Here is a 13,016-nt window from a genome sequence, read left to right on the forward strand (position 1 = left end):
ACGCCGAGATGCCTCTGCATGCAGCAGACCGCCCACATCGATTTATCTTCCTCTGAAAGCGCGATCGCGCTTTCTGGTCAACAGAACGACAACATTAAGTTCATCGCCGAGCAAACCGGAGTCAAAGTTGCCCTGCGAGGTCGTGATTTATTGCTATCGGGCACGGCAAAAGGGGTTGAGCTTGCCCAAAAAATTGTTCGTGCTTTAGAGCCGTTATGGAGCGAAGGTACGATTATCAGTCGGGCTGATATTCTGACGGCGCGTCAAGCCATTAACACTGACCAGCTAGACGAACTGCGGGCCATTCAAAGCGAAACCGTTACCCGCACCCGACGCGGGGAGATCATCAGGGCCAAAACTTTTCGCCAGCGGCAATACATCCAAGCGCTTAGAAAGCACGATCTGATTTTTTGCAGTGGGCCAGCGGGCACAGGCAAAACTTTTTTGGCCGCAATGGTCGGCGTACAAGCGTTGCTCAACGACGAATATGAGCGCTTGATCTTGACTCGTCCCGCCGTCGAAGCGGGCGAGCGCCTGGGTTTTTTACCCGGTGATTTGCAGCAAAAGGTGAATCCGTATTTGCGGCCCCTCTACGATGCGCTGCACGAGCTAATTGACCCCGAAAAAATTCCAAGTCTGATGGAGCGCGGCGTCATCGAAGTCGCGCCGCTCGCCTATATGCGGGGCCGTACTTTGAGTAACGCCTTCGTGATTTTGGACGAAGCGCAAAATACCACCCCAGCCCAAATGAAAATGGTGCTAACGCGATTGGGCTTTCAGTCGCGCATGGTGATTACCGGCGACACGACGCAGACTGATTTGCCGACCACTCAAACCTCAGGCATGGCAGTGGCCCAAAATATTCTCGCCTCCGTCGAGGGGATTGCTTTTTGCAAGCTGACTCAAGCAGACGTCGTGCGCCATCCGCTGGTGCAGCGCATTGTCGCCGCCTACGAAAAGTACGAAACAACTCGCCCTCGTCGTCAAAACGCTGGCTAAGCGGTTGTGTATTTGCTCAAGACAGCTGAGGGCGGAGAACGTAATACTCTGCCAAACGCTGTTGGAACTGATGCCAATGAGTTTGCAAGTCGGCCTGATCGAGCCAAAAGGTTTGCGCTGGCGCATCATCAAGAGCGATCGCAATGAGTGCCCCCTCAATCTTCAGACCCGTGGCCTCATACACCTGGTCCACCGCCTGGGCATAGGCGCTGACCTGCAGACAGTAATCGCTGATCCACTCGCGCTTTTTGGGCTTAATCGCCGTCTTCCAGTCGCAGACACACAGTTTGCCCTGATAGGTCATCACTGCATCCGGAAAGCCCACATACCCGGCATCGTGCCACACCGCCCCCTCCACCAGTAGCGCCTCTTCTACCTGATTGAGAATGGGCCACATCGACTCCCAGTAACCACCGATATCTGCGGGAATATCAACAGCATTGCCCTGCAGAAACGCCGCAATTTGCTTGTGCAGGCGGGTGCCCGCTGATGAGGCCTTGTTGGAGATTGATTGAGCCGCTTCCTGACCAATCCGCTGCCGCCACTCATAGAGCGCCTTTCTCGCTTCGGCTGGCTTCGTGACTGAGAGCACCGTCGTCACTCCCGGATACCGATAGCCATTGATTTCGTAAACCCGCCGACGATTTACCCGAACCGTTTTGGCCTGATACCGCTGTAGTTGCAAACGAGAACTCCTGTATTGGAGGACTTCATACGCCTCATCTATCAGGGCGATCAAGAAGAGTAATTAGGACAGCGCCAATGGCAAATACCTCTAAACATGCCGACCAAGAGTTCTCCCAAAATAAAGACACACGCCGCTCAAACGTACAGAGCAAATTCCAAACATCATCGAATCATGTAAAAAACAAAGCACTTAGTAACTAAGCAACCTTACTCAACAGCAAAGCAAGGAAGACATACAGAAATGCGCTGTAAATCAAACAGACTCTTAGTCAAGCTCACCCAAAGCTGGAGGCATATCGGCAATCCCTCCTCCCGCTTTATTCAACGAATGACTCGAAAAAGAATCAGACAAGTGCGTACAAGCTGAAATTGCGAAAGTAACTAAAAAGCCGCAAACGAGGATAAGTACATACTTTCTATCTAATAGTCCGCGCATAACCCACCTAAAATGTGGTTAGTAAGTACACAAGTAAGCTAATCGTCGTCGGAGACAGCAACCGCTCACATTGATTGCTTCAACACCTGACAAGCATTGCCCGTAAAGATAGAGCGTCAGCTTCGAAGCCAATAAGAATATCCTGCAGCGAGCCTATTATATGCCAATGGTGAATCACTTGCCACACTTTTTACGTCAATTCACGAAAGTCGAATACAGTTTGTTTGAACTACATTTGGGTGCGGCGAAATAAAAATCAGTCCCTTACTGAGAGTCACTTAACTGACTCAGAGGCACATGAGTCTATATTGCAGGTGCTCAGTCTTACCTTGGTTATAGATGTGTATGCGGAGATTCTACCGAGAGGAGACCGAAAGCACTCCTTAAATTCAGGATAAGCCGATTTCCAGGAACGCAGAGGATGTTGAATATTCCACAAAAGGCACCCCACTTGCTCAAAAGAAGTGAGCAAATGGGGCGTAGTTGATATCGTAATACCAAGAACCTTTCCTGGAATGGCAACCGCAGGCCTACCGAGTTAAATAGCACTAAGTGTTTTGATAATCTGCAACGACAACAAAATATCAGAATCTTGTTGGTGGCATACTACCGGAATAGGGTGGTGGCATTCTCCCAATGCCCCCGCCAGTTGCATTAAAACTGTCTGCTCCTTTAAAGATTTCCTTGGAAACACCAAACGAAACCAATAAAAATGTTGATGCTAGAACACTGCCCAGTAGAACAAGAAATGATCTGCTCATAGGTTTTGGTGAGTGCAACTCACTGATTCGTTGGACATGCCGATAGTAAATAGAATGCTGCCCATAAACCATCTCAGAAAACTCAGCTAACTTCAGGCGTTTTTTCAGGATCACCAATTAACGGGTTAAGTATGCACCCAAACAGTCTTTCGCTTAACTAGATCCACTGAGAGGGGATTGTTGCAAAGGACACGTCAATGCACAAGGATAAGCTGCATAACTGTCAGAATCTAATGCAGATGCAGTTAAAAGCGGCTTCAAAATGCGGTTGTTATTGAGGCTAATACCAGCACCTTCGTAATAGTTAGTATTGATTTCTGTAAGCTTACTTTCGATCATATTAAGAGCGTCAGGAGTCGACATTCCTCCATAGCGATGTAAAAGAGCAAAAGCCAAGGCAGTATTAAAGTTGATCCTGTCAGGAATGAAGTTTTTTTCGTCATACATCCAATTAATCCAAGCCATAGCTTCTTCACTGGTATCTTGCTTAACAAAATCAATCAGTTGAAAAGCAGTTTCGCCATCTTCAATAGCTATACGAGCATACTTTAGAGCGGATATCTCATCGCATTCCACATCGCTAGCAATCAGATAGGCATACTGAGAGTAGTGATATTTAGCAATTTGGGCACCCAGATCTTTTTCAATACTTGAATCCTGAATTAAATGAAAACGTTCGCCTATATTACTGGCCTGCCTACGAATTTGCTGGCATGGATTAGCATTTTCTTCCATCTCGTCTAGTCTTTCCCAGTCGTTTGAGAGTAATGCCAGCTCTTTGTGTAATTTATCGAGTTGATTAATCTGTGGCGATCTTGGGTCGTCGATAACGAGGGACGCAGGATTCAGTAAATAAATAAGGACGAAGACAGCAATCGCTCCTCCAGCCTTTACGATGCCAGATATATTTACGTTGATCAGTCCTGGTATAATCGCAGCAACGCCCGCAGCTGCAAGCGCTAATACCACCCGAAATACAAAAAACTGAAAAGCAGTTGGGTTTGGTGTCCGAAAGGCGATACCAAGTAAAGCGACAATCAAACTAGCTCCAAACAAAAAAGCCAGGATTAATTGAAGCAGTCCGTACTTATCCGACGAGTTTGGATCTGGTTGGCCGTTATGGTTGTTGCTCATCTCGCACCCAGTCAATCGAAAACATAGAGTAAAACCACTAACAAAACTCGTAAAGTGTTTTGCCTTGTCACACAAAGCGAAGAATTTTAGGATCAGGCTTCAGGCAGACGTCTAGTCGCAATCTTAACTGCTAAGACTGTTTCATACAAGGAGAATGGAGGCACTGAAAAATATTCAATTTTCTCTAGTAAAACCTTCTGTAATGATTATATCGATTTGATTGAAGCGACTTTATCTTTCTCCTTGCCATTTCAACGTTTTCTCTACTGAACCGGGGCTTCGACGTAGAAAAAGATTATCAACGTGCATCTGCCCCAGACCTTAAAGCCGATTTTGTGCATAGATCCTTACATCAGCAACCAGGAGTAATCCCAACAATTGTGCTCGCTAACAAGCACAATTGTTGGGATTACTTGAACGCTAATCGTAGTGCAATAGTCTAACCAGACTGACTATTTATGGATGAACAGCATGGATGAATAGCGGAACAATCGAAAAAAGGTGAGGGTGATTAAGCCTCTAAATCATTAAATCCAACACCACTGGGCGATGGTCAGAGCCAATATCCGGGCCAATCTGGACGCGCCCGACCGTCAACTCTGGACTGACCAACCCGTGGTCAATGGGAATAGCGAGCCAGGGCGTCAACCAGCTAGGGAGAGGCGGAAAAGATTCAGCGCTTGGCCAACTGGGCAAAATGCCAAAGCCGTGGCGGACGTTTTTGAGTCCTGTTTGCTGCTGCCAACGCCGATAATAGGGCGACCACATCGTAATGTTGAAATCGCCGATAACCACTTGGGGCAACTCGACGGTTTGGAGGTATTGGCCTAGCTGCTCAAGCTGTCGATTGCGAGACTGAAAGTATTGGCGATTGACCGGCGGCAGAGGATGGGTACCCACGATCGCCAATGACTCCCCTTGCACAGTAGTCGTCGCGACAATGCTGGGCATACTGTCAGCCGCAAAATTCACCATCTCCGCCGTAGTGAGCGGATAGCGGCTGTACAGCACCAGGCCGAAGTTGTCGTCACGGTCTTGACCCGCCATATGGGGCAGTTCTGCTTGAAGCGGAGAAAGTTGTTCAACCCAACGCGCATCAACCTCCATAAATAGTGCCAGGTCAGGATTAGTTTGCTGGGCCCATTGCAAAACTGCTTCAAAGTCGCGATTTTGGCGGTTTACGTTCGCAATCAGAATGCGGTAGTTGCCTGGTTCACTGGCGGCCACAAAATGGGGCGGCAGATACCAGGGCAAAAGTTGAGCCGTTAGGGCCGTGACGCAGAGGAGGCTAAGACAGAACGGTAGACGGCGACGAGTCAGTCCGATTGTTCCCATGCCCAGCACACTCAAGCCCCAGTATTGACGCTGAAAATGCGACAGCAGTTCTAGATATAGCGGCCAGCCAAAGTGACTGCTGATCAGAGCGATCGCCGTCACTACCCCAACGCCAACGAGCAGCCCCCAAGCGAGCAGATGGCCGAAACGCGATCGCGGTTGCCCCATAAACGCAAAAACCCTACTCACAGGAGTAGGGTACACAATCTGTTCATCGAATGACGCCTAAGCTGCGCCATTCGCGGCGATCGCATAATTACGAATCGCCTGAAGATTTTGGGTCAGGTCGTGACGCAAATGCCGCTCAATTAGCACGGCAGGAATGGCCCGAGGCGGACAAATCGTGATTTCGTAGTTCAAGCGAGTGCCCTGTTCAGCGTCTTCGGCTTGCTCTAGTTTCCACGCCCCCTCAAAAGATTTGAAGTCGCCTTCCACCATGGAGAAACCAATGCAATGGGGAAACTGCTCGGCCATATCGAGCACTACCCGCGCACAAAACTGAATATTAAGGAAACACTGAGAGCCGACCTGTTCTAGTAAGGTACGCGAGCCATCGGTCTCTAAGCGACGGCTGACTGTCAGGTTCGGGATGAAGCTGGACAAATTTTCGTAATCGGTCAAGATGCCCCATACTTGCTCGACCGAACAAGGAATGGAAATCGAAGCGAGAATCCGACGATGGCGGTGCGGCAGCTTTTCCGTCGCAATCGACAAATTACCTTCACTGGGGAGTTCCTCCACTGAAGGGTCGAGTTGAGTGTCTTCTACGGTTTCGAGCGGAGTGGCGTCAGTCATGATTGATGCTTGCCGATACCTACTGCATATTAGACCCAAATTTCCACGATTGATCAAGTCCATGGCCTGAACTCCACCTCAATTATGACTAACATTGAGTCGTTAATTCATAGCGTACTGTGGGGCTTGGTCGTCATATCACCGTGGAATCGCGGCAGTTTTAGCGGCAGCAACGTCCGGTTCCGTAAAATCCCTAATTTTGCTGCACGTCAGAAAATTATTGATTGTGCTGACTGCTGCCCCATGCGAAACATTTGCACTATAGTTTTGCTTAGGAGAATCCGGAATCCGCTATGACCGCAGATATGCTTCAAGTTGTCGGTACTGTGAAAGGCCCTGGTGAAAACGGCAACGAGTATTTGTTCATCACTGCTGATAATCGCGAGGTCAAAATTGGCGAATTCGTGGCCTATCAGGTGCAACAAGGGGACGAAACGCTCGATATCTTGGGCAAAATTGCCGATCGCCGGTTAATCGACCATCTACCTGATCGCATCTTTGCCGATACTGCAATCAGCCCTGAAGCGATCGCGGCCTTAGTCGGCTTTGCCTATCCTGATCCCGAAATCTACGAAGTCACCGTTACGGTCATCGGCTACTTCCATCCCGCCTTAGGATTCATCAATCCCCGACTGACGCCAGATCCGGGTGCCAAGGTCTATCGGGTCGATGACGCCACGCTGGTTCAGGTCGTGAACAAAAGGCAACCGGGGGAAATCGGTGGGGCGCATGTCGGCTCCCTGTTGCTGCGTCCGGGCGAAGCGGTACCCGTGGCGCTCGATGTGAAAGAACTGGTGAGTACCCACATGGCGATTCTCGCCGGGACGGGTTCCGGCAAATCGTACACGGCTGGGGTGCTGATCGAAGAGTTGCTGCGCCCTAACAATCGCGCTGCCGTTCTGGTGTTTGATCCCCATGGCGAATACGGCACACTGGGCGACATGCGAGGACATCCAGCCTTTCAAGGCGATGATGGCTATGCGCCCCAGGTCAAGGTACTAAAGCCGGAGGATATTCGCATTCGCATGTCCTCGCTGGATTATTACGATGTCATGACCCTGCTGCCGAATATGAGCGATCGCCAGCAGGCCATTCTCAGCAAGGCATTCAAGATTCTCAAGCGCCATCGCCACGGCGACTATCGCTGGGATGTGGAGGATCTGATTCGCGCGGTGAATGAAGCGGACACGAGCGAAGACGAGGACGGCAATCCCAAGATTGGGTCATCGGCGCCCGCGATCGAATGGAAACTAGAAAAGCTCGCCAGTTCCGACTATTTTCACCAGGCGGAACACTTGGCCCCAAAGGATTTGTTTGAGCCAGGGCAAGTAACCGTACTGCAAATGAACGAAATCAGTCAAGAAGAGCAGCAGGTCATTTGTGCGGCAGTCTTGCGGCAGAGCTATCAGGCACGCATGGGTACGGAAAAGCAAAACATCTCAGATGGAGATGAAAATTATTTGCCCTATCCGGTATTCATTTTGCTGGAAGAGTCGCACCGCTTTGCCCCCGCCCATGAACCGGCTCGCTGCAAGCAAGTGCTGCGGACCATTCTGAGTGAGGGGCGCAAGTTTGGCATGGGAGTGGGCCTGATTACCCAGCGTCCCGGCAAGTTGGACTCGGATGTGTTGTCGCAATGCATGAGCCAGTTTCTCATGCGCATTGTGAACCCAGTGGATCAGGAAAGTTTGAAATATGGCGTTGAAGCAGCAGGGCGAGATCTACTGAAAGAGCTGCCAGCCCTCACCAAAGGTCAGGTGATCATTTCAGGGGCCTGTGTGAACACTCCGGTGTTATGCCAAGTCCGCAAACGTCTCACCCAGCACGGTGGCGAGACGATGGATGCACCCCAAGATTGGCAACGATATTTTCAGCAGCACCACGCGCGCAAACGCAAAATCGAAAAATCCACTGTGGCTCGCCCCAGACCCGCCGAAACTGTCGGCGGCATCAGCATTGAGTAGCCTTGAGTCGAGCGATCGCCCCTACCCCCACACTTTCCTTCTCAGGCAAGCCTGCCGCCTGCATGAGTTGGAACCACTCCAGCAGATTGTCTAACTGCTTTTCGGGCTTGAGGCGCGAACGGTGGATTTGGCTCATTTTTTTGCTTAATCACAGTTCAAACTCTGTTTAAGCCACTTATGGCTCTTACTTACTCCGGCAAGGTCACCCTCACGTCACATTGCTTTAGGTCTACTGCCCATTTTACAAAGCGCTGATCAAACGTATACAACGTTTCACAGCTCTGACACTGGGCCAGATGTAGAGCATCGGCAAAATCCAATCCGGTCTCATGCCAACGCAATGCGAGGGCTAACTGGCTTCCGTTATCCACCCGCACGTTGGGCAACCCCAACACCTTTCTTAAGGCAGTGCAAATTGCTTTTGGCTGAAAGTCATACAGAGTCCGTAACACCCAAGCGGTTTCTAGGATCACGGTTGTAGGTATGAAAATCGTATCGGGGCTTTGAAACAGCTTTACACTTCGCTCGTATTGATCAGCATCATCCTGTGTGAGTAGCCGCACCAGCACGTTGGTATCGACTGCAATCATGACCACTGTTCCTTGAGGGTTTGGGCGATCGCCTGGTCAAACTCCTCAAGCGATTTGGGTGGGCCTTCATACCGCAGGCAACCCGCAACTTCCTCTAGCGTCGTTGTTTGAAAGGGTGGCTTCGGTTGTAGTAACACTCCATTATCGGTATCAATAGCCACAAACTCCTGGCCTGGCTCCCACTGGTGGGCTAATCTCAGCGACATTGGAATGATGACTTGGCCATCACTTGACAAGCGCGTTACTTCCACAGCCCTGGCTCCCTGGATAAGTCATTTGGAACTATTGTATTGAATCAAGTTGCTCACGCGATCGCCTCTAACCCCACACCTTCCTTCTCGGGCAAGCCCGCTTGCATCAGTTGGAACCACTCCAGTAGATTGTCCAACTGCTTTTCGGGTTTGAGGACGCCGAGGCCGCGGACGGTGACTTTGCCGCCGGCGTAGATAAAGCGGGACTTGAGGTGGCCGGGGATGGCGTCGAAGAGGAGCTTCCAGGCGGGTTCCTCCATCGGGGTTTCGAGGATGATGTGCTGCTTACCTTCCGGCTTGATGCGGGAGAAGCCGAGGCGTTTGCCGAGCTGCTTGAGTTCCAGCACGCGGATGAGCTGTTCGGTGGCGAAGGGGATGGTGCCGTAGCGATCGTTGAGGTCGGCGGCGACTTGGGCCAGTTCGCGTTTGCTGTCGGCGGCGGCGAGGGCGCGGTAGGCGCTCATCTTCTGTTCCGTGTCGTCGATGTAGTCGTTGGGGATGAAGGCCGTGACCTTGAGATCCACCTGGGTATCGTCCACCTTGGGAATCTCCTGGCCGCGAATTTCGGCGATTTCTTCCTCCAGCATGTCCATGTAGAGGTCAAAGCCGACGGCATCCATCTGGCCGGACTGCTGGACGCCAAGCAGGTTGCCGACGCCGCGAATCTCCATGTCGCGCATGGCGAGCTGATAGCCGGAGCCGAGTTGGGCAAATTCCTGGATGGCGCGGAGGCGCTGGCGGGCTTTGGGCGTGAGGGTTTGCTGGCGCGGGTAGAACAGCCACGCATGGGCTTGGATGCCCGATCGCCCCACCCGTCCCCGGAGCTGATACAGCTGGGATAGGCCGAATTTATGGGCATCTTCGATCAGGATGGTGTTGACGCGGGGAATGTCCAGGCCGGACTCGATGATGGTGGTGCAGACGAGAATATCCGCCTCGCCGCTGCTGAAGCCGAGCATGGTGGATTCCAGTTCGCCTTCCTGCATTTGGCCGTGGGCAATCATGATGCGGGCACCGGGAATCCATTCCCGCAGGCGAGCGGAGACATCTTCGATGCCTTCGACACGGGGCACGACGTAGAAGATTTGGCCGCCGCGATCGAGTTCCTGCCGCGCCGCACTACGGATGGCTTCGGGATCGTAGGGGGAGAGGTGGGTTTTGATGGGGCGGCGGGAGGGGGGCGGCGTGGTGATCAGGCTCATCTCGCGCACGCCGGACAGGGCCATGTAGAGCGTCCGGGGAATGGGGGTGGCGCTGAGGGTGAGCACGTCCACCTCCGTCTTCAGGGACTTGATTTTCTCCTTTTGGTTCACCCCGAAGCGCTGTTCTTCGTCCACCACCATGAGGCCCAGGTCTTTGAACTGGACGCTTTTGCCGAGAAGCTGGTGGGTGCCAACGACCACATCCAGTTCACCCGTTTTGAGCCGTTGCAGGATGTCTTTTTTCTCTTGGGCGGTGCGGAAGCGATTCAACAAGCCGACCTGGATGGGGTAGGGGGCGAAGCGTTCTTTCAGGGTGTGGTAGTGCTGCTGGGTGAGGATGGTGGTGGGGGCCAGCATCGCCACTTGTTTGTGGGAATTGATGGCTTTGAAGATGGCGCGGACGGCGACTTCCGTTTTGCCGAAGCCGACATCGCCGCAGACCAGGCGATCCATGGGGCGATCGCTCTCCATGTCCAGCTTCACGTCCTGTACCGCTTTGAGCTGGTCGGTGGTGGGCTGGTAGGGGAAGGAGTCCTCCAGTTCTTGCTGCCAGGGGGTATCGATGGGGAAGCGGAAGCCCTCCAGCTTGGCCCGCTGGGCATAGAGCTTGAGCAAATCGACTGCCACTTTTTGGACGGCTTTGCGGGCTTTGCCTTTGGTTTTCTCCCAGGCTTTGCCCGTCATTTTGTTGAGGGTGGGCGCGCGCTCGGTCGTCGCCCGGTAGCGGGAGAGGGAACCGACTTGATCCGCCGCCACCCGCAGCAGTCCGTCTTCGTACTGGATGACGAGGTATTCGCGGGTTTCGTTGTCTACCGTCAGGCTTTCGAGCTTGAGGAAGCGCCCGATGCCGTGGTTGCGGTGAACGACGAAGTCTCCCGGCTTCATCTTGTTGGGATCGACCTGTTTAGAGGTGGCTTTGCGCCGCTTGCGGACGTAGCCGGGGGTAGCGAGGCTGTGCTGGCCGAAGAATTCGCGATCGGTGACGATCGCAATCCGAAACGTCGGCAACACAAACCCTTCCAGTTCCGCCAAACCGGAATACTTCAGTGCCACGGGGATGTGCTGCCCCTGCAATTTCTCAATGGCGGGGTAGTCGCGGGTATTCGGGATGAACTGCGCCGGACAGTCGTGCTCTTGCAGCAGCGCCACGGAGCGGGACGGCTGGGCGGAGATCAGCCAGATGGCAAAGTTGCGATCGCGCTCCCCCCGAATGGTTTCTGCTAATTTGCCAAACTGGTGGGGAATGGCGGGAATGGGGCGACTCGCCAAGTTCAGGCTGCTGTTGTTGGCTTCGGCGATTTCCGTCAGGTGAACGGCGGGGAACAGGGCGATTTCGTCCAGGGCATCGGTGAAGAGACGGTGGATTTTTGGAAGAGTGTGAGGGTGTGAGGGTGTGAGGGTGTGAGGGTCCGAGGTTGGCTCAGAACCTGATAGATCGTCTTTTGAATTTTGAATTTTGAATTTTGAATTTTGAATTTCCCGCCAATGGTCTTCGACGTGTTCGATCCAGCGATCGCTGTGGGCCTGGCATTGATCCGGTTCGTCCAGGGCGATGACGGTGTTCTCTGGCAGGTAGTCGAGTAGGGAGGCGGGGGAGTCGAAGGCCAGACCGAGCCAGCGGCGAACGCCTTCGGGGAAGATGCCGTCGGCCAGTCCTTCGAGGGATTCGGCGGGGAAAATCTGGTCGAGGAGGTTTTTCTCTTTGAGGACATCCAGGATGAGGGGAACGTAGTCGGTGGGGGTGAGGACGAGGCGATCGATGGCGTCGAGCGATCGCTGGGAGGAGGGGTCAAATTCGCGAATGCGCTCCAGTTCGTCGCCGAACAGTTCCAGACGAATGGGCAATTCGGAGGAAACGGGAAACACGTCGATGATGTCGCCCCGCTGCGCCCACTGGCCTTCCGTTTCGACGAGGGGCACTTTTTCGTAGCCGAGGCGCGCCAGCCGCAGGGCGAGATCCTTGAGGTTGATCTCCAGCCCTTTATTGAGGGTGAGGCAGTAATCTTTGAGGACTTCGACGGGAGGCAGGTGGGGCTGAAGGGCGCGTTCGGTGGCGACGATCGCGGTTCTATCCAAGCCGCTCTCGCTGGTGAGGTCGGCGAGGGCTTGCAGTTGGCCCCAGGTCATTTCCGATTCCTGGTCAAAGGGTTCGTAGGGGGAGGCTTCGGAGGTGGGGTAAAAGTGGACGGTGCTCCAGCCCATCGCTTCGAGCTGAATCGCCCAACGGCTGGCTTCTTCGAGGGTGGCTGTCACTACCAGCATCGGCGCTTGGGATTCCTGCGCCAGGGTGGAGGCAACGAGTCCTTTGGGTAGCCGCGACGCCCCGCTGAGCTTGACGCGCCCCTGCTGCTGCAACTTGCTAAGAAGTTCTGAGGTGAGGGGCGATCGCCCTAATGCCCGAACTACTGAAGAAAATGCCATGTCAGTTCCACCACCCAATCAAAAACGCCCCCTAATGTGCAAACACCAGGGGTTGAAGCTAGTTTTCAGTTACTTGTTTGCGATCGCTGCCCTCCCATTCACTTCAGGACGAGCCAGACAGCAAACCGCTTTTCATTTTAAGAGGGTTTTTACTCGGATTGCTAGGACTGCAGGGAAGTAGTTGCTGTCTAGGAGACACTACAGCAAAGTACTGACTGTTCAAGCAATTATCAGCAATTTGAGATATGGAGTTTTTGAAACGGGTGAAATAATTAATGCTGTAATAGCCTGAAATCCATATGATCAGCTAATTGCCTACCTCACCAGGCAAGGAAATACTGTAAGCCAAGGCAGCAACAACTAGGAACCTTACTCTGCCATTATTCTCATCTCAAATTAATGAAATTTATCATTAAAGAACTAATGTTTCGGCCAACTCAA

10 protein-coding genes are annotated in these 13,016 nt (G+C 52.6%); 2 read left to right on the plus strand and 8 right to left on the minus strand.

From position 1 onward, the window contains the following. Positions 1-18 precede the first annotated feature (18 nt). Positions 19-999: a PhoH family protein gene (locus tag DYY88_RS01055; protein WP_039724693.1), complete on the plus strand. Its 981-nt coding sequence runs from the start codon at positions 19-21 to the stop codon at positions 997-999. Positions 1,000-1,015: 16 nt separating this feature from the next. On the opposite strand, the gene DYY88_RS01060 is transcribed toward DYY88_RS01055, so the two are convergent. The 4 genes from DYY88_RS01060 to DYY88_RS01075 form a co-directional block, all read right to left on the minus strand. Next, a complete protein-coding gene (locus DYY88_RS01060; protein ID WP_039724692.1) occupies positions 1,016-1,684 on the minus strand; it encodes a PD-(D/E)XK nuclease family protein in 669 nt (222 codons plus the stop codon). A 1,352-nt stretch (positions 1,685-3,036) separates the two neighbouring features. Then, a complete protein-coding gene (locus DYY88_RS01065; RefSeq protein ID WP_052288137.1) occupies positions 3,037-4,017 on the minus strand; it encodes a hypothetical protein in 981 nt (326 codons plus the stop codon). Between the two features lie 519 nt (positions 4,018-4,536). Beyond that, complete coding sequence (locus DYY88_RS01070) at positions 4,537-5,541, minus strand: endonuclease/exonuclease/phosphatase family protein (protein ID WP_130199287.1); 1,005 nt, start codon at positions 5,539-5,541, stop codon at positions 4,537-4,539. 36 nt (positions 5,542-5,577) lie between these two features. Then, positions 5,578-6,147: an SRPBCC family protein gene (locus DYY88_RS01075; RefSeq protein ID WP_039724690.1), complete on the minus strand. Its 570-nt coding sequence runs from the start codon at positions 6,145-6,147 to the stop codon at positions 5,578-5,580. 293 nt (positions 6,148-6,440) lie between these two features. On the opposite strand from DYY88_RS01075, the gene DYY88_RS01080 reads away from it, so the two are divergent. Then, the gene (locus tag DYY88_RS01080) at positions 6,441-8,111 is read left to right on the plus strand and encodes an ATP-binding protein (RefSeq protein ID WP_039724688.1); all 1,671 of its coding nucleotides are present in this window, start codon (positions 6,441-6,443) and stop codon (positions 8,109-8,111) included. On the opposite strand, the gene DYY88_RS23905 is transcribed toward DYY88_RS01080, so the two are convergent. The 4 genes from DYY88_RS23905 to mfd are packed head-to-tail and all read right to left on the minus strand — an operon-like array spanning position 8,098 to position 12,575. Beyond that, positions 8,098-8,247, minus strand: a complete 150-nt coding sequence (locus DYY88_RS23905) for a hypothetical protein (RefSeq protein WP_160299473.1) — start codon at positions 8,245-8,247, stop codon at positions 8,098-8,100. The genes DYY88_RS01080 and DYY88_RS23905 overlap by 14 nt on opposite strands. A 52-nt stretch (positions 8,248-8,299) precedes the next feature. Next, a complete protein-coding gene (locus DYY88_RS01085; protein ID WP_039724687.1) occupies positions 8,300-8,701 on the minus strand; it encodes a type II toxin-antitoxin system VapC family toxin in 402 nt (133 codons plus the stop codon). Next, positions 8,698-8,952 carry an AbrB/MazE/SpoVT family DNA-binding domain-containing protein gene (locus DYY88_RS24990; protein WP_039724686.1) on the minus strand — a complete coding sequence of 85 codons (255 nt, stop codon included), beginning with the start codon at positions 8,950-8,952 and terminating at the stop codon, positions 8,698-8,700. The genes DYY88_RS01085 and DYY88_RS24990 overlap by 4 nt, the downstream gene beginning before the upstream one ends. A 53-nt stretch (positions 8,953-9,005) precedes the next feature. After that, positions 9,006-12,575, minus strand: a complete 3,570-nt coding sequence (gene mfd / locus DYY88_RS01095; RefSeq protein WP_039724684.1) for a transcription-repair coupling factor — start codon at positions 12,573-12,575, stop codon at positions 9,006-9,008. Positions 12,576-13,016 lie beyond the last annotated feature (441 nt).

The sequence above is a fragment of the Leptolyngbya iicbica LK genome (assembly GCF_004212215.1).
Lineage (GTDB): Bacteria > Cyanobacteriota > Cyanobacteriia > Phormidesmidales > Phormidesmidaceae > Halomicronema > Halomicronema iicbica.